Below are 19835 nucleotides of genomic sequence, written 5' to 3'. Positions count from 1 at the left end.
TGTTCAGCCGCAGCCGTTGGACCGGGGCAGCCGGTACGCCGACCCCAGCCGGTACTCACCGGCCTCCGGGACCGTCAGCCGGGTCCAGTCGCCCGCCCGCTCCACACACGCGCCCGGCGCCCTGAGCCAGGGCGAGTAGGCGATCCGTACCGTCACCGAGCCCGCGGCGGGCATCCGCAGCACGAGATCCGCGTCGCCGCCGCGCACCACGGTCGCGGGGGAGGACACCAGCGGCACGGCGTTCCGTACCCGGTAGACCACCCATCCGCTGTCGTGCCACACCGGCTCCAGCCAGTCCGGGAGGTCGTTCCGCAGGAGCGCGGCCTCGGCGGCGGCGGGGCTGTCGGGGCGTGCGGCGGGCAGGACGACGAGCCCCACCGCCCAGCGGTCGAGCCAGGCGCGGTACGTGGCGGGGGAGAAGGTGCCGTCGTAGAAGAGCCGGCCGCGCTCGACGTCGAGCTGTCGGTTCCAGCCGCGGGCCATGGTGACGTACGGGGCGAGGACGTCGGCCTCGCGGTGGTTGCGGGCGGGGACGACCTCGACGCGGGTGCGGTCCGCGCCGAGCCGGTCCAGCGCGGCGATCACGCCTTCGGGATGGGCGGCCCAGGACGGCACGGAGTTGGAGACCCCGAGGTCGTCGTCGGTCTTGTCGATCACCCAGCCGGTGTTCAGGACCACGGCGGCGGCGAGGACGAGGTGGGGGACTAGACGACTCCCGCGTACGAGACCCCTCAGCCGGGACGGTTCGAGGCCGCGGGTCAGCAGCGCCGCGAGGAGCACCGGGGGTCCGCCGATCCCTATCAGCCGCTCCACGTTGGTGCCGATCGGCGAGGCGATCGAGTAGGTCAGGAGCACGCCGGCGGCGTAGACGGCGGCGCCGTACCGCACGGTGCGCCAGCCGCGCGAGCCGCGCGGCGCGGCGAGCCAGACGGCCGCGCAGGCGGTGAGCGGCATGTACAACTTCTCTGTGGCCATGGGCTGTTCGCCGTGGAACGGGAAGAGCAGCGTGACCACGCCGACGGTCAGGAAGGGCGGGACGATCAGCGCGGCGGCCTTCCCCCACTGCCGGTCGAGCAGGTACGCGGCGCCCGCCACGACGAGGAACAGGGCGGCGACGGGGCTGGCGAGCGCGGTGAGAGCGGACAGCGCGCAGGCGAGCCCGACGGTCCGCCGCGTCGTTCCTCCCGGCGACCGGAGGAGCACGAACAGCGCCAGCAGCCCGACGGCGGCACCCCACGCGAAGGTGGTCCGTCCGGACGCCACGTTGCACCAGAGGACGAGCGCGCCCAGGAGCGCGGGCCACACGGCGTGGGGCACTCTCGCCCGTACGAACAGGGCGGCCATGGCCCACGTCCCGGCGAGCCCCGCCAGCACGGAGGTGGTCCTGACGCCGAGGAGCGCCATCAGCGGGGGAGCGAGGACGCTGTAGTTGGCGGTGTGCGTACCGCCGTACCACGAGAGGTTGTACGCGGACCCGGGGTGCCGCGCCATGAACCCGGCCCAGGCGAGCTGGGCGGCGAGGTCGCCCCCACCGGTGGCGAGGACGACGGCCCAGAACACATAGAAGGGAAGGGCAACCCCGACGACGAACAACGGCACCCGCCACGGCGAGTCGGCGCGCGCACCGCCCCCACGACCCGCACGGGCGCCCGGCCCGACGGCCGGGCTCCCGCCCCCACCTCCACGAGCCCCCGAGACGACCCCCACCCCCTCGCCCGAACGCCCGGCGGCCCCGGCGTCCCCGCCCCGGCCGACGGCCTCGGTCCCGCCCGCCGTCCCGGTCCGGGGTGGGGCTCCCGTCGGGCCCGTTGTCCTGGCCCGGAGTGCGGCCGGGCTGGGGTCCTCGGCCGGGGGCACGGACCCAGTCCCGATCCGGCCTGGGGCCTCGGCCCGGCCCGTTGCCCCCGCCCGGAAGGCGGCCGGGGCCGGGTCCTCGACCCGAGATACAGGCCCCGTCTCCGCCCGGGATGCGGGCTCCGTCCTCCTGGCGCGGCGTGGGGCGCGGCTCGGGTCATCGGTCTGGGGGGTGGTTCCTGTCCGGGGCTTGGCCCCGGGACCGGGCCGGGATGTCGTCCTGGCCGGACGTGCGGGATCGGAGCCACGTGCGGCATCGGTTCGGGGTGTCTCGGATTCCGTCCTCCTGCCGGTGGTCCGGGACCCCCCTCCCCTCCCGGACCGGGGCCCCCTCCCGGTCGCGGAAGCCGGTCCCTCCCCCGCCCCGGGCGTCGGTTCCTCTTCCGCCGTCTCCTCGCTCATGCGCACGGCTCTCACCCTAGGGGGTGTGTTGCCGATCATGCCGGGCTCGCGGGGCGGGGTGCCGCACGTACAGACGGGACGGGGGTACGTCCAGCACACGCTCATCACTCCCTCCCCAGGAACCAACAGCGCGCCACCCCGCAGGGCACGAGGTTCTGGCAGCAACCACAGAAAGCCGGCCACGACGGCGGGTGAGCCGACCGATCACCCGCCACGTGTGCCTCGCTCAGCCCCGCACCGGCACCAGCCAAGAAATCTCTGTTCCCACCACCCCGGCCACGTACAGGCCGAGCATGACCCACCCCCGCTCAGTCACCCGCCGACTCCCCCTCAGTCACCCGCCCACCCTCCCTCTGTCGCCCGCCCGCGCCGTCTCCGCCACGCGCCCCGCGCGCAGCTCCAGGTGCGTACCCTCGAAGGACTCGCGGAAGCGGCGGTCGTGCGAGACCACCACCACCGCGCCCGCGTACGGCACCAACGCCTCTTCCAGCTCCTCCACCAGGCTCAGAGCCACATGGTTGGTCGGCTCGTCCAGGATCAGCAGCTCAGCGGGGCTGGCAACCAGGCGGGCCAGTTCCAGGCGCCGCCGCTGGCCGATCGAGAGCGCGGCGACCGGGACCCGTAGATCCGCCTCGCGGAACAGCCCCAGAGAGAGCAATTCGGCCTCGTATTCGTCCGGCGGCCCCGGGCGTCCCGCCGCGAACGCGGACAGCAGCGGCAGCGGAGACGCTGCGGCGGGCAACTCCTGCGGCAGGTAACCGATCCCGCCCCTGCGCACCCGGCCCGACCTGAGCACCGTCCCGGAGTCGTGCCGCAGCTCACCCGCCAGGACCCGCAGCAGCGTGGTCTTCCCCGCCCCGTTCGGACCGGTCACCAACAACCGTGCGCCCGCGCCGATCCGCAGCGCGTCCACCCGCAGCCGGTCGCCGACCGTCACTCGTTCGAGCGAGACGAGTGTCTCGCCGACCACCGCCGGGTCGGGCCCCGCCCGCAGGCCCGCCGTGAACCGCAGCGGTTCCGGCGGCGCGGGCACCGCCTGCCTGCGCAGCCGCCCCAGCCGCTCCCTGGCCGCCCTCACCTGCCCCGACAGCTTCGTCTCGTGCGAGCGGCGGTGCTTGCCGAAGCCCTGGCCCGGGTCCTTGCCGGTGCCCGCGAGCCGCTGTCCCGCGGCGGCCACCTCTTCTTCCGTACGGGACACCTCGGCGACCCACTCGGCGTGGTCCTGGACCCGGCGGCGCCGCTCGGCGGCCTTCGCCGTGCGGTAGCCGGCCCAGCCGTCGCCGTACCGCGTCACGGCCCTGGTGTCGCGGTCGACCTCCAGGATCGTGGTCGCGATCCGCTCCAGGAACACCCGGTCGTGCGTGACGGCCAGGACCGTACCCCTATGCGATCTGAGCCGGTCCTCCAGCCAGGTCGTGGCCCGGACGTCCAGGTGGTTGGTGGGCTCGTCCAGGAGCAGCAGTTCCGGCGCGGGCGCCAGGACACAGGCCAGCGCCAGCCGGGACCGCTCGCCGCCGGACAGCGAGTCCAGGGGGCGGTCGCGGGTCACGTGGGCGAGCCCCAGCGCGTACAGGGCGCTGTCGAGGCGGGCCTCGGCCCGGTAGCCGTCGCGTTCCTCGTACGTCGTCAACAGGTCGCCGTACGCGGCCAGTTCGGAGGGTCCGGCCGACCCGAGGGCCGCCTCGGCGGCGCGCAGCCGCCGTTCCAGGTCGCGCAGGCCGGCGAGGGCGGCGTCGACGGCGTCCTGCACGACACGGTCCCGGCCCACGGGCCGGGAGAGGTCGAGGCTCTGGGTGAGATCCAGGGTCTGGGTGAGATGGCCCACCCCGCCCGGGAAACGGACCGTGATCTCCCCGTCGTCCGGCCGCTCGACCCCGGCGAGCAGCCGGAGCAGCGTGGACTTCCCGGAGCCGTTCTCCCCGATGATCCCGGCCCTCTCGCCGGGCCGTACGGTCAGCGACACCTGGTCGAGGACCGGCCGGTCGCCGTACCCCTTCGAGACGTCCTTCATCGCGAGTTGGGCGCGTTCGCGCATGCTTCTTCATCCCCTGATGGCGGGTGGATTCTTCGGACCTGGAGTGCGGGTCCGGAATCAGACGAAGAAGTAGGGCGCGAACATGACACCGATGCTAACGGCGTCGCCCGGCCGCGCCCAGTGAATTGGACGCGGCCGGGCGGCGCGGGCCAAGCTGTGTGCCGGGCCGGCCGGGGATGGTCCGGCCGGCCCGACCTTTTCGGGACGAGCCCCCGACCGGTTACGGGGAGACCCCGGACCGGCTGCGGGACGAGCCCCGAGCGGTGAGGGGACGAGCCCCGACCGGCTACGGGCAGAGCCCCCACCGGCCACGGGACGAGCCCCGACCGGTCGCCGGACGAGCCCCGACCCGCTACGGGACCAGAGCCGGCGCCGCCGCCTCCGCCGGGTTGCCCACCAGCTGGACCGGCCCGTTCAGGGCGTTCGCGGTGCAGCCGGGGCCCGACAGCGTCAGCCGGTCCTTCGTGTTCACGACGGAGAGCGGCCCGGTCAGCCGCGTACCGCACAGGCTGACCGTACGGGCACCCACCGCCTGGACCGGACCGGTGATGTCCGCGCCCCTGGACACCAGTGAGGCGCCCGCGCGGACCACGACGGGACCGGTCAGTCGGGTGCGGTCGAGGCAGGTGACGCCGGAGGCGACCACCAGCGGTCCGGTGTACGTGCCGGTCAGCGTCTTCGTGCAGGCCGGCGGGACGGCGACCTTGGCCCGGTAGTCCAGCGCGAAGGCGAGCTTGCCGGGCTTCTTGTCCGAGATCGGGAGGCCCAGTTTCGCGAACTCCCCGCCGGTCGGCTTCTTCCCGTCGTTCCACTCGGCCATCCGGCCCGCCTGGTCGGCGGTCAGCCCCGGGGTGATCTCGGTGTCGCCCGGGGTCGCGGACATGGCCTCGGAGGCGGTCCGGACGGCGGAGAGGTACGACGCGGGGTCGCGGAGGTCGTACGAGGCGAGGTCCAGGCGCCCGCGCAGCCAGGTGCCCCAGGAGAACTCCAGGTACTCGGCCGCCTCGGCCGGGGCCTGGTAGCCGATGTCACGGGTGAGGTAGACGAGACTCCGGTACGGGTCGTCGTGGAAGGACGCCAGGCCGAGGCGGGTGGGGAGCTGGTCCACGGTGATCGGGTCGTTCTTCTCGTCCCGCAGCCAGACCCATTTGTTGTCCTGCATGGTCTTCCAGAACGCGGCGGTGGGCAGCGCGCTCAGGTTGCCCGTGACCAGCAGCCGGATGTGCGTCTTGGGTCCGCCGTCGGGCGTCTCCAGGAAGGACGTCAGGGTGTGGTGTCCGTCGGTGAGGTACAGCGCGCCGCCGGGGCCGACCACGACCGTCTTCATCTGGGAGAGCGTGTCGGGCGTCTCGTCGCCGACCGCGACCGTGCAGGTGAAGCTCGACGGGTCGGAGATCCGGGCGCCGGGCTGCGCGGACGCGGCCTCTTCCTGGCCGTTGGTCTCGCACCAGTCGTCGAAGCGCTTGTTGAGGTCGCCGGCCTGCTCGTCCTTGGGGCTGCTGTAGCGGCCGAGCTTGTAGTAGATCTGGTCGAAGCCGATGGCCGGCTGGGTGGGGTGCAGCTGATCCAGCGTCACGTCAAGGAGGTCGCCAGGCCGGGCGCAGAGGGCGGCCGCGTTCGGGCCGGCGCAGCGGGCCGCGTTCGCCGCCGTGGTCGTGCTCGTGGCCCCGGCCGGCCCGCTGGCCGCGAGGGCGGGGCCGCCGCCGGCGAGGACGGTGCCCAGCACCAGGGCTCCGGCCGCCAGACCGCCGCTGAGGCCTCTCGCTCCGTGGGGCTTGGACGGCGTACGGGACGAGCCGCTCATACGGTCTCCACTTGTCTCGGCGTGAGCGCGCACCCGCACGGGAGCGGCGCTGCGGGGGGCGCGGACATCCACTCATCCCTCCGGGCCCGCGGGGTGACGTGAACCTGTCGGGCGGGCGACGGGCGGGTGAACGGTCGCGTCGGGCGCGGCCAAATGCCCTTCAGCGTAGAGCAGTTGCCGCCGCGTCGGCCGGGGAACGGCTGAGGCCGCCACGACGGCGGGGCCCGGGTTCGCGGGGGATATGTCCGGGGTGCGGTTACATCTCCGGAGTGGAACGACGTCCTCGTCCCGGGAGGTGGCGCCTTGTCCGACCCCGTCAGTGCCCCCGAGAGCGCCTCCGATCCTCCGGGCCGGCGCGACGAACCGCTCCAGCGGCTGCTGTTCGGCGGTGTGTACGGAACGGTCCTGGCCAGCGCGCTTGCTGCCGCGCTCGACCACGACACGGGACCCGACGACCCGGGCTACGACGCCCTGTGGATCATGGTGGCGGCGCTGGTCTCGGCGACCGGGCACGGGTACGCGCACGCGATCGCGCACCGTACGGCCGACGAGAAACCCGTCACCGCGAGCACGGTCCGCTCGGTGCTGACGGAGTGGCCCCTGGTCGCGGCGGCCCTCCCGACCGGGGCGGTGCTGCTGGGCTCGTACTGGGGCTGGTGGGGGGAGAACGCGGCGATTGACGCGGCGCTGACGATCAATACGGCGGCGTTGTTCGGCTGGGGGCTTTGGGCTGCGCGGACGGCGGGGCGGGGGTGGGGGTCTGCGTGTCGGGTGGGGGTGGTGGATGTGTTGATCGGTCTGGTGATCGTGGCGGCAAATGTTCTGACGAAGTGAGGGGACGCGGGGGCGGGTGCGGTAGCTGCGTGTCCTGCCTCGCCGGACGGGCGTCTGCGCCCGGGTGGTGGGCGCGGCCCACTGCTTGTCCTCAATCGCCGGACGGGCTCCGTTTGTGGCGCCCGCCCGGGGCGCGGGCGCGACTCAGGGATGTCCTCAAACGCCGGACGGGCTGGGGGTGCCTCCGCCCGGTGCGCGGGCGCGGGTTACTGCGTCCTCAAACGCCGGACAGGCTGGATGCGGCCCCTGGCCATTGTCGAGTGCGGGTCACGGATGTCCTCAATCGCCGGACGGGCTTAAAGACCCGGGGTGGGCCGGGTAGTGACGCGGGCCTGGAAGGGGGACGGGCAGGGGTCGTGTCCGGAACGTAAAGCGTGTTTTGTGTCGCATGGCGATCGTCAATCAATACGACCGGTCGCACGCGACGTAAAACATGCAGTGCAGGACACGACCCCTGACCGGCCCCCGGCAACCGGCCCGCACCCGGGACACCGGGCCGCAGCGGGCAAAATCAAGCCCGTCCGGCGATTGAGGACAATCAGTAGGCCGCGCCCGCGCCCCGGGCAGACGCCACAAACAGAGCCCGTCCGGCGTTTGAGGACATCAGTGAGGCGCGCTCACCGGCGCAGGGTCAGCTCGTCGTCCGGGCCACGCCGATCGGGCACGAGACGCCCGTGCCGCCGATCCCGCAGTAACCCGACGGGTTCTTGTCCAGGTACTGCTGGTGATACCCCTCCGCCGGATAGAACTCGCGGCCCTCCGACCGCTCGATCTCCGTCGTGATCTCCCCGTACCCGGAGTCCGTCAGCACCCGCTGGTACGACGTGCGCGACTCCGCCGCCGCCGCGGCCTGCGCGGGGGAGTGGGTGTAGATCGCCGAGCGGTACTGGCTGCCCACGTCGTTGCCCTGGCGGAAGCCCTGCGTCGGGTTGTGCGACTCCCAGAAGAGCTTCAGCAGCTCCGCGTACGACACGATCTTCGGGTCGAAGACGACCCGCACCGCCTCCGTGTGACCGGTGAGGCCCGAGCAGACCTCTTCGTACGAGGGATTCGGCGTGAAACCGCCCTGGTAGCCGACGAGCGTCGTCCAGACGCCCTCCGTCTGCCAGAAATTGCGCTCGGCGCCCCAGAAGCAGCCGAGGCCGAAGTCGGCGACCTCCAGGCCCTCCGGGTAGGGGCCGGTCAAGGGGTTGCCGAGGACCGTGTGGCGGGCCGGCACCGAGTACTCGGGCTCGGGGCGGCCGGGCAGGGCCTGCTCGGGGGTGGGGAGTACGGGGGTACGGCGTGACACGAACATCTCTCAGGTCTCCTCGGCTGTGGGGTCCTGCCCTGCACAACGTGCGGGGGGTCCGGGACATTCCGTTCCTGCGGGTGGGCGGCAGGGGCACCGGCGCCGGTCGGGGGGCCGGCCCGGCACCGGTCCCGGGGTCACCCCGGCAGCGACGCCGTCGTCCCGCCGTTCGCCTCAAAACCCGCCACCGCCAGCGCCCGGTACACCGTGTACTCCGCCGCCGGGTCGGCCGTGTGTGTCCACGGCAGCGCGCCGACGTGCCCGTCCACCCCCACCAGCTGGTTCATCGCCTCGGACCAGCGTTCCGACCGTACGAGGAAGAGGACCAGCAGGTGCCGTACGTGCGACAGCATCGGGTCGTCGTGACGCGCCGCGTGCACCGCGAACAGGGCGCCCTCCAGCGCCTTCCGCACCACCGCGCTCCGGTAGAAGCCCTGCACCAGATTGACCTCGGGAAGGTGCTCGTACACCGCGAACAGCGGCAGCGCGGCCAGCAGCGAACCCTGCGGGGCCCGCGCGGCGGCGGCCGTCGCGAAGTGGTCGGCCTCCTCGCGGGAGCCGTGCCACGCCTCCGACCAGTACCGGAGCGCCGCCAGGTGCGCCCCCATGTGCGCGGGCGCGCGGTCGATGACCTTCGCCCACACCTGGTCGAACCGCTCGTGGGGGTAGCCGAGGCCCCGGGCCACCGACAGCTCCACGATGTACGGCACCGGGTCGCCGGGCGCCAGCAGCGCCGCCTCGCCGCACAGTGTGCGGGCCTCCTCCAGGATGATCCGGAAGTCGTCCGCGCCGACGGTGGAGGTCCGCCACGCCTGCTGGACCAGGAACTCCGCGTACACGGCCGCCGCCCCCGCGTCCTTGGGCGCCTCGGACCGCCACGTCCGCAGCCAGGTGCCGCCCACCCCGGGCCGCTCCCTGAGCTCCAGCGAGGCGGCGCCCGCGAAGGCCTGCACGCGCTGCCAGCGCAGCTCGCCCTCCTTGGGCGTCGCGGCGAGCAGCCGGGAGGCCGGGCGCCAGTCCTGGGTGGCCTGGACGACGTCGAGCACGTCGAGCAGCTCCTCGTCGGGTCCCGGCAGCCGGATGTCCAGCTCCTCCTGCCGGACGAATCCGTACGCCGCCGGGTCGGCCGCGTCCGGCGAACCGGGCGCGACCAGGCGGGGACCGCCGCGCCGCCGCCTGAGGTAGGGGCTGAAGGCCAGAACCAACAGGCCGATCGCGAACAGGAACCAGAGCATCTCCATGGCCCCATTGTCCCGGACGGCAAGGGCGTTCGGGGTACGGGGTGCGCCGGGCGGCAAGGGCGTTCCGGGCACGGGGTGCGCCGGGCGCCGTACGCGAGGGGCGGCCGTCCGGCGCTACGCTCGGTCCTCATGAGCCACCAGCACAGCGGCGAGCACCGCAACTTCGAAACCGTCGCCATCCACGCGGGGAACACCGCTGATCCCCTCACCGGCGCGGTCGTCCCCCCGATCTACCAGGTCTCCACGTACAAGCAGGACGGGGTGGGCGGGCTGCGGGGTGGTTACGAGTACAGCCGCAGCGCCAACCCGACCCGTACCGCGCTGGAGGAGAACCTGGCGGCCCTGGAGGGCGGCCGGCGCGGGCTCGCCTTCGCGTCGGGGCTCGCCGCCGAGGACTGCCTGCTGCGTACGCTGCTGTCGCCCGGCGACCACGTCGTCATCCCGAACGACGCGTACGGCGGTACGTTCCGCCTCTTCGCGAAGGTCGTCTCGCGCTGGGGCGTCGAGTGGTCCGTCGCGGACACGTCCGACCCGGCGGCGGTGCGGGCCGCGCTGACGCCCCGTACGAAGGCGATCTGGGTCGAGACCCCGTCGAACCCGCTCCTCAACATCAGCGACATTGCCGGGCTCGCGGGCGTCGCGCGCGCCGCCGGCGCGAAGCTGGTCGTCGACAACACGTTCGCCAGCCCCTATCTCCAGCAGCCGCTCGCGCTGGGCGCGGACGTCGTCGTGCACTCCACGACGAAGTACATGGGCGGGCACTCGGACGTCGTCGGCGGCGCGCTGGTCGTGGACGACGCGGACCTGGCGGACGAACTGGCGTACCACCAGAACGCGATGGGCGCGATCGCCGGGCCGTTCGACGCGTGGCTGGTGCTGCGGGGCGTCAAGACGCTCGCGGTACGGATGGACCGGCACAGCGAGAACGCGACCCGGATCACGGAGATGCTGGTCAAGCACCCCCGGGTCACCAAGGTCCTCTACCCGGGCCTGCCCGACCACCCGGGCCACGAGGTCGCCGCGAAGCAGATGAAGGCGTTCGGCGGGATGGTCTCCTTCCAGGTCGAGGGCGGCGAGGAGGCGGCGGTCGCGGTCTGCGACCGGGCGAAGCTCTTCACGCTGGGGGAGTCCCTGGGCGGGGTCGAGTCCCTGATCGAGCACCCCGGCCGGATGACCCACGCGTCGGTGGCGGGCTCGGCGCTGGAGGTGCCGTCGGACCTGGTGCGGCTGTCGGTGGGCCTGGAGTCGGCGGACGACCTGCTGGCCGATCTCCAGCAGGCGCTGGGGTAGGTCGTCGTCCGACCCTTCACCGCCTCCCGGGCCCCTCGGCCCGGGAGGCGGTTCTCGTGGCGGGGCCCGTTGGTGTGAGGGCCGCTCCGGAAGAACCACGTCGGAGGTGTCACCTGTACGTGGGCGGTGCGGAGTTGAGGAGGGTGAGGGACGGCGGCACCGTCCCTCGCCCTCCTCGACCCGCCACGCCGACAAGGAGCACCCCAGAGATGAAGCGGACGAACAGACTTCCCGCGCCCGCCTTCGCACCCACCCCCACCCCGTGCTCGTGTGCTCGTGACCACTGACCACGACGCCGACTTCACCCGCTTCGTCGACGCCCGGTGGCCCCGGCTGGTGCGCTTCGCCCACCTGCTCACCGGTGACTTCCACGACGCCGAGGACCTGGTGCAGACCACGCTGGTCAAGGTGTGCGCCCGGTGGCGGCATCTGCCCGCCGGCGAGGTGGACACGTACGTACGCCGCGCGCTGGTCAACAACCACCGCAGCCGTCTGCGCAGGAGACGCGTGGCGCAGCTGCTCACTCCGTTCGTGCCCCACCGCGCGCTGCGCGGGCACGCGGACGCGGTCGAGACCCGTCTCGCGGTGGCGGAGGCCCTGAGCATGCTCTCCGTACGCCAGCGCGCCACGGTCGTCCTCCGGTTCTGGGAGGACATGACCGAACAGCAGACCGCCCTTGTCCTGGGCTGCTCGACCAGCACGGTCAAAGTCCACACGCGCCGGGCCCTCGCCGTCCTGCGCGCCCACCCCGCCCTGGCCGCCTACGCGAGTGCCGGAGGAGAACGTGATGAATGATCCCACGCAGGCCCAAGAACTGCGGCACGCCCTGGACGGGTACGCCCGGACCGTCGCCCCCACTCCCGCGCCCACCGGGGCCATCCTCGACGCGGTACGGCGGCGCGGGATCCGGCGTCGCGCCGGGGGCGTCGCGGTCTGCGGCGCCGCGCTCACGGCGGCGACGCTCCTGCTGACCGCTCCGGCCGACACCGGCGGGACCGTACGGCCGCTCCCGGCCGGACCGGTCACGGAGGCGACGCCGAGTCCCACCGTGACGGAGCGGGTGAAGGTCGTGGCGCCGCTGGAGAAGGTGAGGGTGTCGGCGAAGCTGACGGTGTGGCTGACCGGGGACGGCCGTCAGTGTTCCCGCCTCGTCCGCCTCACCTCGTGCGACACCTACACCACGGACACGCCGTCCGTGGGCCTGGTCCAGGCATCGACGGAGGGTTCGTCGGAGGCGGGCGCCCGGCAGCACTGGATCGGTGAGTTCACGGCGCGGGGCGTGGCGCGGATGGTGGTGCGTGACGCCCAGGGAACGTACGAGGGCACGGTGGTGCGGCTGGCCGGCGACCCGGGCTGGGGCGCGTGGCACGCCGACGTGAAGCCCACGGGCCGGATCCCGCGAAGCCTCACCCTGTACGACGACGCCGGGAACGTTCTCGTACGGAAGGACCTCACCCGGTGAGCCCGGTGAGGGGCCTCAGCCGCCCTCCAGAGGCGGGGTCGTGCGCATCGGCGGGGGCGACCACGGGTCGGTGACCGACGCCCAGACCGCGAGGACGATCACGGCGGCGATGAGTATCAGCCACAGCAGCCGGCGTACGGTACGGCGCCGGTGGCGCAGGCGGGTGCCTCGGGCGAGGGCCCGGGGCGCGAGGTCGGCGGGGACGACGGGGTGCGGGGTGTCCAGCAGCCGTCTGACCTCGGCCTCCTCCCGATCGGAGCGCGTCATTCCGCCGCCTTCCGTACCGGTGCCGCTTGCGGGATCCGTCCCGCTTCCGGGGTCCGTGCCGCTTCTCGTACTGCGGCCGATTCTCGTGCCGGTGCCGATTCACGTGCCGGTGCCGCTTCCCGTACCCGTGCCGCTTCCCGGACCCGCCTGATGGCCCGGGCGAGGATCACCCGCACCCGGTCCGGCGGCAGACCGATCAGCGCGGCGGTCTGCTCCTCTGGGACTCCCTCGTACAGGCGCAGCACCAGCACCACCCGTTCCTGCGGGCGCAGCGACCCGAGGGGCCCCTCGGTGCGGCGCCGGGTGCGCCACGCGCCGTGCGCGTACCGCAGCGCGAGATCCTGGCGGGTCACGTCGTACGGGTCCCCGCCGCGCAGTTCGTCCCAGCGCGCGTACGTACGGGCCAGCGCGGCGGTCAGCAGCCGCCGGGCGCGCGGGGTGTCGGGGGCGGGTTCGGCGGTGAGCAGGGTGGCCGCATGCAGAAGCCGGCCGGCCGCGCCCGCGACGAACGCCTCGAACTCCCGGGCCCGCCGGCGGTCCATGGCCGCCTGCCGCTGTCGCACGCCCTCATATGAGGCCCGCCGGGGGGCCACGGTCAAGAGGGCGGGTCCGGCCGGAGGCCGGGTCGCGCCGGGTGCGGGCTCGCGCCGGGTGCCGGGTCGCGCCGGGGCCGGGTCGTGCCGGAGGCCGGGTCAGGTGCTGACCCGGCCGGGCGTCAGCGGGCCGTCGGTCCCTGGCCCGTCTCGTCCGGTTCGACGGCCGGGCCGCCCTCCCCGGGCGGCAGTCCCGCCTGCCGGGCCGACAGGGCGGCGTTGAAACGGGTCAGCAGCGTGGCGAAGGCCTCCCGCTCCTCCGCCGCCCAACCGTCCGTGACCTGCGCCATCAGCTCACGCCGTGACGAGCGGACCTCTTCGAGCCGGGCCTGTCCGCGCGCCGACAGCTGGAGCACGACCGCGCGGCCGTCCTCCGGGTGCGAGGTGCGTTTGACCAGACCGGTGTCGACGAGCGGCGCGACCTGCCGGGTGACGGTCGAGGAGTCGATGCCCATCCCGGCGGCCAGGGCCTTGACGCCCATCGGGCCTTCCTGGTGGAGCCGGTTGAGCAGCAGGTAGGCGGCGCGGTCCATCGAGTTGCGGACCTGTCCGATGCCGCCGAGCCGCGTCTGCTCGGCGCGGCGGGCGAAGACGGCCACCTGGTGCTGGAGGGCATCCAGGAGGCTCGCGTCGCCCGAAAGCTCGGTGACCGTCTCCCGGGAGGCCGACGCAGCGGAAGTCATGTCCTGAATGGGGGGCATGGCTAGGGCTCTCTCGTGCGGTGGTCGGTTGGTGGGGGACAGAGTACGCGGCAACACCCCGGACCGTACCTGTCCTGCGGAAACCCGTCGTCGGGGGCAGGTTCCGGGACGGGACCCCGCGCCCGCGGGACGGCGGGAACCGGACACCCATACGCCGGGGAGCTGCGAGACTGGCCCGCATGAGCTTCGGTCCGTCCCGCTTCACCGCAGGCCCCGCGCGCGCCGTGATCCTCGACGACGTCCGGGGGGCGCGGAAGATGCTCGCGGGGGTGGCCAGGACCACCCCGGTCGAGGGCAGCAGGCACCTGACCGAACTGGTCGGCGCCCCGGTCCTGTTCAAGTGCGAGAACCTTCAGCGGACCGGTTCCTTCAAGCTGCGGGGCGCGTACGTCCGGATCGCCGGCCTCTCCCCCGAGGAGCGCGCGGCCGGGGTGGTCGCGGCCAGCGCGGGCAATCACGCGCAGGGGGTCGCCCTGGCCTCCACGCTGCTGGGGGTGCGCTCGACGGTGTTCATGCCGCTGGCCGCGCCGCTGCCGAAGGTCGCGGCCACCCGGGAGTACGGCGCGGAGGTGCGGCTGCACGGCCAGGTCGTGGACGAGACGCTGGCCGCCGCCGAGGAGTACGCCGAGGCGACCGGCGCGGTCTTCATCCACCCCTTCGACCACCCGGACATCATTGCCGGTCAGGGCACGGTCGGCCTGGAGATCCTGGAGCAGTGCCCGGAGGTACGGACGATCGTCGTCGGCCTCGGCGGCGGCGGGCTCGTCGCGGGCATCGCGCTCGCGGTGAAGGCGCTGCGCCCCGACGTGAGGGTGATCGGTGTCCAGGCGGAGGGCGCGGCCGCGTATCCGCCCTCGCTGCGGGCGGGCCGGCCGATGTCGATCGGGTCGCAGCTGACGATGGCGGACGGCATCAAGGTGGGACGCCCCGGCGACCTGACCTTCCCGCTGGTGCGGGAGCTGGTGGACGAGATCCGTACGGTCTCCGAGGACGAGCTGTCCAGTGCGCTGCTGCTCTGTCTGGAGCGGGCGAAGATGGTGGTGGAGCCGGCCGGGGCGAGCCCGGTGGCGGCCCTGCTGAGCGCCCCTGAGGCGTTCCGGGGGCCGGTGGTCGCGGTGCTGTCGGGCGGCAACGTGGACCCGTTGCTGATGCAGCGGATCCTGCGGCACGGCATGGCGGCGGCGGGCCGCTATCTGAGTCTGCGGCTGCGGGTGACGGACCGCCCGGGGGCGCTCGCGACGATGCTCGGGGTGCTGTCGGTGGCCGACGCGAACGTCCTCGACGTGAGTCACGTACGGACCGATCCGAAGCTGGGGCTGACGGAGGCGGACGTCGAGGTGCACCTGGAGACGAAGGGGCCCGCGCACTGCGCGGCGGTCGCGCAGGCGTTGCGGGCGGCGGGATACACCATTCTCGGCTGACGGCCGCGCCGTCGGCTCCACGATGCGCCGGATGCGCCGGATGTGCCGGAACCGCTTGTGACTCGCGATATATCGCGTTAATGTTCCGGCTCCGACCCGATCCTGTCCGGGCCCGTTGGTGATATTCCGGGCGCCGGGAGGCCCGGGCGCCCTAGGCTCTGCGTACGCAGAGCACCGCCATTTCACTCCACTCGGGAGAACCCACATGCCAGGCGCCATCTACGCCGAAGGCCTGGTGAAGACTTTCGGCGACGTACGAGCTCTGGACGGCGTCGATCTCGACGTCCCCGAAGGCACGGTCCTCGGGCTCCTCGGACCGAACGGCGCGGGCAAGACCACCGCCGTACGGGTCCTCACCACCCTTCTCCAGCCCGACAGCGGCCGTGCCGAGGTCGCGGGCATCGACGTCGTGAAGTATCCGAACGAGGTCCGCAGGTCCATCGGCCTGTCCGGGCAGTTCGCGGCCGTCGACGAATACCTGACGGGCCGCGAGAACCTGCGGATGGTCGGGCAGCTCTACCAGATGCGTTCCAAGGCCGCGAAGGTCCGCGCGGACGAATTGCTGGAGCGCTTCAACCTCACCGACGCGGCCGACCGTACGACCAAGACCTACTCGGGCGGCATGCGCAGGCGGCTCGACCTCGCCGCCGCGCTCGTGGTCTCGCCGCCCGTGATGTTCATGGACGAGCCGACCACCGGACTCGACCCGCGCAACCGCCAGCAGTTGTGGGGGATCATCCAGGAACTGGTCGCGGGCGGTACGACCCTGCTGCTCACCACGCAGTATCTGGAGGAGGCCGACCACCTCGCCCACGACATCTGCGTCATCGACCACGGCCAGGTCATCGCGCGCGGCACCGCCGACCAGCTCAAGGCCCAGACCGGCGGCGAGCGCGTCGAGGTCGTCGTACACGAACAGGACCAGATCGGGCCGACCCGTACGGTCCTGGCGGCCTTCGGCAAGGGCGGCGAGGAACTCGTCGCGGTCGCCGAGCACACCCGCAAGCTGACCGTCCCGGTCACCGGCGGCGCCAAGCTGCTCGCCGAGGTCATCAGGGAGCTGGACGGCCGGGGCGTCGAGATCGACGACATCGGGCTGCGCCGGCCGACGCTCGACGACGTCTTCATCTCGCTCACCGGCCACGCGAGTGACGGCCCCAGCGCCGACAGCACCGGCGACGACCCCGCGAGCAGCGACACCACCACCAAGGAGGCCGGGAAGTGACCGCCACCACCGACGCACCGCGGACCACGGCCCCCCGGCCGCGCGGCGGGATCATCCAGTCGGCCGGGGACTCCCTGGTCATCGCCCGCAGGAACCTGATCCGCATGACCCGGATCCCCGAGGTGGTCCTGTTCGGGATCATCCAGCCGGTGATGTTCGTGGTCCTCTTCACGTACGTCTTCGGCGGGTCCATCCAGGTGGGCAACACCACGAACGCCAATGTCTACAAGGACTTCCTGATGGCGGGGATCTTCGCGCAGACCGTCACGTTCGCCACCGCGGGATCCGCGGCCGGCATCGCGGACGACATGCAGAAGGGACTGGTCGACCGGTTCCGCTCGCTGCCGATGGCGCGGGGCGCGGTGATGACGGGACGTACCGTCGCCGACCTCGTACAGACGTGCATCACGCTGCTCGTCCTCGCGATCGTCGCGCTGATCGTGGGCTGGCGCACCGGCTCCGCGGAACCGACCAACTTCGGGCGGGTCCTGGGCGCCTTCGGCCTGCTCCTCCTGCTGGGGTACGCGTTCACCTGGATCGGCGCGCTCATCGGTCTGTCGGTACGGACGCCGGAGGCTGCCACCTCGGGCGGGATCATCTGGCTGTTCCCCGTCACGTTCATCTCGAACGCCTTCGTGGACTCCAGCCAGATGACGCCGTGGCTGCGGCACATCGCCGACTGGAATCCGTTCAGCGCCACCGTGCAGGCGTGCCGGGTGCTGTTCGGGAACCCGGGGGTCTCGACCTCCACGGCGTGGCCGATGGAGCATCCGGTGTGGGCCTCGGTGGTCTGGTCGATCCTGATCATCGTGGTGTTCCGGACGCTGGCGGTACGGAAGTACCGGTCGGCGTCGGTCTGACCCGTCGTACAGCTGACCCGTCGTACAGATGATCCCTCATACAGCTGATCCCTCGTACAGCTGATCCCTCGTACAGCCGACCTTCTGCGCACAGCAGGGCCTTGCCCCGTCACCTCGTGTGACGCGGTAAGGCCCTGCTCGCGTTCGTGTCGCGCTCAGCCCTGGTAGGGCTTGGCCGCGAGGATCTTCACCGCGGCCTTCTTGCCGTTGGGCAGTTCGTACTCCGCGTCGTCGCCGACCTTCTTGCCGTTCACACCCGAGCCCAGCGGGGACTGCGGGGAGTACGTCTCGATGTCGGCGCTCGCGTATTCGCGCGACGCCATGAGGAAGGTCACCGTGTCGTCGGCGTCGCCGTCGAACGCGATGGTCACCACCATGCCCGGCTCGACCACCCCGTCGTCCGCGGGCGCCTCGCCGACCTTCGCCTTCTGGAGGAGCTGGGTCAGCTGTCGGACCCGGAGCTCCTGCTTGCCCTGCTCCTCCTTGGCCGCGTGGTACCCGCCGTTCTCCCGCAGGTCGCCCTCCTCGCGAGCAGCCTCGATCTTCTTGGCGATCTCGGTGCGGGCGGGACCAGACAGGTAGTCCAGCTCGGCCTTCAGCTGGTTGTACGCGTCCTGGGTGAGCCAGGTCACGTTCTCGCTGGTCTGGGTCACAGGTGCTCCTCGTAGGTACTGGGAATACAAAGCAACGCCCTACCCAGAAGATTGTGCCTTCTCGGTGGGGCGAAACCACGAGCCTAACAATTTCAGGGCGTAAGGGGGAGGACGAATGCCATCAGAAATACATCACCGCAGGTCAGAGCCGTAAGGTGCGGTGGGTCGGAACGGGCCGTCGCGGGGGCCGCCGGCCCTGCTCGCGGCCGGCGCGTCAGTCGGTCGTGCAGCCCACGAGTTCCGTGGCGGTGGCGCTCTCGGTCGTCCTGATCGTGACGACCTCGTCGACCCGCGTCTCACCCTTGGTGAAGCGGACCTCCTTGCGGCCGACCTCGGCGCCGCTCTCGGCGAGCGAGCGCAGGGTGCACGTACCGGTGGCGTCCCGCTTCTTGCGGACTTCGAGGTGCGCCTCGACGGAGGTGGCGGAAACCCGCTTGAACTTGATGAGCTCGCCGGAGACACTCTGCCCGGCGATGGAGTGGTAGCCGTACCAGCCGAGCAGGACCACCGCGAGCGCTCCGAGGACGGCGCCGGTGATCCTCAGGCGGCGGTCGGCGCGCTGGTCGGCCGAGCGGCCGTAACGTCCCTGGGGAAGCTGCTCGCGTACCACAGCCATGGTCGTTCCTCCCGGAGTCGGGCGGCCGGAATTTCCTCCCCCCGATATCCGTCACTATAGAAGCCGCCTGATGCGACGAATCACTGAGGATCGAGTCTTGACTGACCAGCTGCGACTGATGGCCGTCCACGCCCACCCCGACGACGAGTCGAGCAAGGGCGCCGCCACCATGGCCAAGTACGTGTCCGAGGGGGTGGACGTGCTGGTCGTGACCTGCACCGGAGGCGAGCGCGGCTCCATCCTCAACCCCAAGCTCCAGGGGGACTCCTACATCGAGGAGCACATCCACGAGGTGCGCAAGAAGGAGATGGCCGAGGCGCGCGAGATCCTCGGCGTGAAGCAGGAGTGGCTCGGGTTCGTCGACTCGGGGCTGCCCGAGGGCGACCCGCTGCCGCCGCTGCCCGAGGGGTGCTTCGCCCTGGAGGACGCGGACGTGGCGGCGGGGCGGCTCGTCCGGCTGATCCGCTCGTTCCGGCCGCAGGTCATCACGACGTACGACGAGAACGGCGGGTACCCGCACCCGGACCACATCATGACGCACACCATCTCGGTGATCGCGTTCGACGGCGCCACGGACACCGAGAAGTACCCCGAGGCGGAGTTCGGCCCGGTCTGGCAGCCGCGGAAGCTCTACTACAACCAGGGCTTCAACCTCCAGCGCACGGTCGCGTTGCACGAGGCGCTGGAGGCGCGCGGCCTGGAGTCGCCGTACGGGGACTGGCTGGCGCGCTGGGACGAGTTCGAGCGCAAGGCGCGGACGCTGACCACGCACGTCCCGTGCGCGGACTTCTTCGAGATCCGTGACAAGGCGCTGATCGCGCACGCCACGCAGATCGACCCGGACGGCGGGTGGTTCCGGGTGCCGATGGATCTCCAGCGGGAGGTCTGGCCGACCGAGGAGTACGAGCTGGCGAAGTCGCTCGTCGATACCTCCCTCCCCGAGAGCGACCTCTTCGCGGGCATCCGCGACAATGCCTGATATGGATGCGACCCAGGCAGTGACACACGTTGTTCCGCTCGCGCAGGAGCTCGACGAGAACAAGGTGACTCCCGGCGTTCTCGGCTTCGTCGTCTTCGCGGTGATGGCGGCGGGGCTGTGGTGGCTGATGAAGTCGATGAACCGGCACATGGGGAAGGTCGACTTCAAGGAGGCGCCGGAGGACGGGGCGTCTCCGGCGGCTTCGGCGCCTGCGGATCAGCCGGCGGACGCGGTGGGCGCGGGGGCGGCCACGGGTGCGCCGGCGGACCGGGTGCCGGGCGAGAAGAAGTAACCGGAGCCGGTCCGC

General features: G+C 72.3%; 19 protein-coding genes. 9 read left to right on the top strand and 10 right to left on the bottom strand.

The genetic code is table 11. The annotated features are described in order from the left end of the window. Nucleotides 1-3 precede the first annotated feature (3 nt). The 3 genes from ACIODU_RS20330 to ACIODU_RS20320 form a co-directional block, all read right to left on the bottom strand. The gene (locus ACIODU_RS20330) at nucleotides 4-1599 is read right to left on the bottom strand and encodes a hypothetical protein (RefSeq protein ID WP_401769234.1); all 1596 of its coding nucleotides are present in this window, start codon (nucleotides 1597-1599) and stop codon (nucleotides 4-6) included. 991 nt (nucleotides 1600-2590) lie between these two features. After that, nucleotides 2591-4291, bottom strand: a complete 1701-nt coding sequence (gene abc-f, locus ACIODU_RS20325; RefSeq protein ID WP_401769232.1) for a ribosomal protection-like ABC-F family protein — start codon at nucleotides 4289-4291, stop codon at nucleotides 2591-2593. Nucleotides 4292-4643: 352 nt separating this feature from the next. Beyond that, nucleotides 4644-6095 carry a ParB/Srx family N-terminal domain-containing protein gene (locus ACIODU_RS20320; protein WP_401769230.1) on the bottom strand — a complete coding sequence of 484 codons (1452 nt, stop codon included), beginning with the start codon at nucleotides 6093-6095 and terminating at the stop codon, nucleotides 4644-4646. Nucleotides 6096-6398: 303 nt separating this feature from the next. Here ACIODU_RS20320 and ACIODU_RS20315 point away from each other — a divergent pair, with 303 nt between their 5' ends. After that, nucleotides 6399-6929 carry a hypothetical protein gene (locus ACIODU_RS20315; RefSeq protein WP_356428152.1) on the top strand — a complete coding sequence of 177 codons (531 nt, stop codon included), beginning with the start codon at nucleotides 6399-6401 and terminating at the stop codon, nucleotides 6927-6929. Nucleotides 6930-7560: 631 nt separating this feature from the next. On the opposite strand, the gene msrA is transcribed toward ACIODU_RS20315, so the two are convergent. Both msrA and ACIODU_RS20305 read right to left on the bottom strand, forming a co-directional pair. After that, nucleotides 7561-8226 (bottom strand): peptide-methionine (S)-S-oxide reductase MsrA, encoded by a 666-nt coding sequence (msrA, locus tag ACIODU_RS20310; RefSeq protein ID WP_401769228.1) that lies wholly within the window; start codon nucleotides 8224-8226, stop codon nucleotides 7561-7563. A gap of 131 nt (nucleotides 8227-8357) precedes the next feature. Continuing rightward, nucleotides 8358-9461, bottom strand: a complete 1104-nt coding sequence (locus ACIODU_RS20305) for a hypothetical protein (RefSeq protein WP_401769227.1) — start codon at nucleotides 9459-9461, stop codon at nucleotides 8358-8360. Between the two features lie 129 nt (nucleotides 9462-9590). Here ACIODU_RS20305 and ACIODU_RS20300 point away from each other — a divergent pair, with 129 nt between their 5' ends. The 3 genes from ACIODU_RS20300 (at nucleotide 9591) to ACIODU_RS20290 (ending at nucleotide 12213) form a co-directional block, all read left to right on the top strand. After that, on the top strand, nucleotides 9591-10751 hold the full coding sequence (locus tag ACIODU_RS20300) for a cystathionine gamma-synthase (RefSeq protein ID WP_356428144.1): 1161 nt from the start codon (nucleotides 9591-9593) through the stop codon (nucleotides 10749-10751). Between the two features lie 276 nt (nucleotides 10752-11027). Beyond that, nucleotides 11028-11546, top strand: a complete 519-nt coding sequence (locus tag ACIODU_RS20295; RefSeq protein ID WP_401769225.1) for a SigE family RNA polymerase sigma factor — start codon at nucleotides 11028-11030, stop codon at nucleotides 11544-11546. Beyond that, complete coding sequence (locus ACIODU_RS20290) at nucleotides 11539-12213, top strand: hypothetical protein (protein WP_401769223.1); 675 nt, start codon at nucleotides 11539-11541, stop codon at nucleotides 12211-12213. The genes ACIODU_RS20295 and ACIODU_RS20290 overlap by 8 nt, the downstream gene beginning before the upstream one ends. Before the next feature lie 15 nt (nucleotides 12214-12228). Here ACIODU_RS20290 and ACIODU_RS20285 read toward each other — a convergent pair whose 3' ends face one another. From ACIODU_RS20285 to ACIODU_RS20275, 3 genes are all read right to left on the bottom strand, one after another. Then, nucleotides 12229-12480, bottom strand: coding sequence for a hypothetical protein (locus tag ACIODU_RS20285; RefSeq protein ID WP_356428141.1), 252 nt, complete (start codon nucleotides 12478-12480; stop codon nucleotides 12229-12231). Beyond that, nucleotides 12477-13043 (bottom strand): sigma factor-like helix-turn-helix DNA-binding protein, encoded by a 567-nt coding sequence (locus ACIODU_RS20280; protein ID WP_401769221.1) that lies wholly within the window; start codon nucleotides 13041-13043, stop codon nucleotides 12477-12479. The genes ACIODU_RS20285 and ACIODU_RS20280 overlap by 4 nt, the downstream gene beginning before the upstream one ends. Nucleotides 13044-13195: 152 nt before the next feature. Then, nucleotides 13196-13756: a MarR family winged helix-turn-helix transcriptional regulator gene (locus tag ACIODU_RS20275; RefSeq protein ID WP_401769219.1), complete on the bottom strand. Its 561-nt coding sequence runs from the start codon at nucleotides 13754-13756 to the stop codon at nucleotides 13196-13198. A gap of 197 nt (nucleotides 13757-13953) precedes the next feature. On the opposite strand from ACIODU_RS20275, the gene ilvA reads away from it, so the two are divergent. The 3 genes from ilvA (at nucleotide 13954) to ACIODU_RS20260 (ending at nucleotide 17280) form a co-directional block, all read left to right on the top strand. Further along, the gene (gene ilvA / locus ACIODU_RS20270; RefSeq protein ID WP_356428133.1) at nucleotides 13954-15195 is read left to right on the top strand and encodes a threonine ammonia-lyase; all 1242 of its coding nucleotides are present in this window, start codon (nucleotides 13954-13956) and stop codon (nucleotides 15193-15195) included. A 205-nt stretch (nucleotides 15196-15400) separates the two neighbouring features. Beyond that, complete coding sequence (locus ACIODU_RS20265; RefSeq protein ID WP_356428130.1) at nucleotides 15401-16420, top strand: ATP-binding cassette domain-containing protein; 1020 nt, start codon at nucleotides 15401-15403, stop codon at nucleotides 16418-16420. Further along, entirely contained in the window at nucleotides 16417-17280 is an 864-nt protein-coding gene (locus ACIODU_RS20260; RefSeq protein WP_401769216.1) for an ABC transporter permease, read from the top strand. Before ACIODU_RS20265 ends, ACIODU_RS20260 begins: the two co-directional genes overlap by 4 nt. 155 nt (nucleotides 17281-17435) lie before the next feature. Here ACIODU_RS20260 and greA read toward each other — a convergent pair whose 3' ends face one another. Continuing rightward, entirely contained in the window at nucleotides 17436-17933 is a 498-nt protein-coding gene (gene greA / locus ACIODU_RS20255) for a transcription elongation factor GreA (RefSeq protein WP_161310259.1), read from the bottom strand. A gap of 214 nt (nucleotides 17934-18147) precedes the next feature. Beyond that, nucleotides 18148-18549, bottom strand: a complete 402-nt coding sequence (locus tag ACIODU_RS20250) for a DUF4307 domain-containing protein (protein ID WP_356428125.1) — start codon at nucleotides 18547-18549, stop codon at nucleotides 18148-18150. A gap of 97 nt (nucleotides 18550-18646) precedes the next feature. On the opposite strand from ACIODU_RS20250, the gene mca reads away from it, so the two are divergent. Next, nucleotides 18647-19528 (top strand): mycothiol conjugate amidase Mca, encoded by an 882-nt coding sequence (mca, locus tag ACIODU_RS20245; RefSeq protein WP_356428122.1) that lies wholly within the window; start codon nucleotides 18647-18649, stop codon nucleotides 19526-19528. Nucleotide 19529: 1 nt separating this feature from the next. After that, on the top strand, nucleotides 19530-19820 hold the full coding sequence (locus tag ACIODU_RS20240; protein ID WP_401769213.1) for a hypothetical protein: 291 nt from the start codon (nucleotides 19530-19532) through the stop codon (nucleotides 19818-19820). The last annotated feature ends 15 nt before the right edge of the window (nucleotides 19821-19835 follow it).

It is taken from the genome of Streptomyces sp. NPDC088261, assembly GCF_044740805.1.
Taxonomy (GTDB): Bacteria; Actinomycetota; Actinomycetes; order Streptomycetales; family Streptomycetaceae; genus Streptomyces.
Note: the sequence above shows the minus strand (reverse complement) of the source record. Positions and strands in the feature narration are given on the sequence as shown.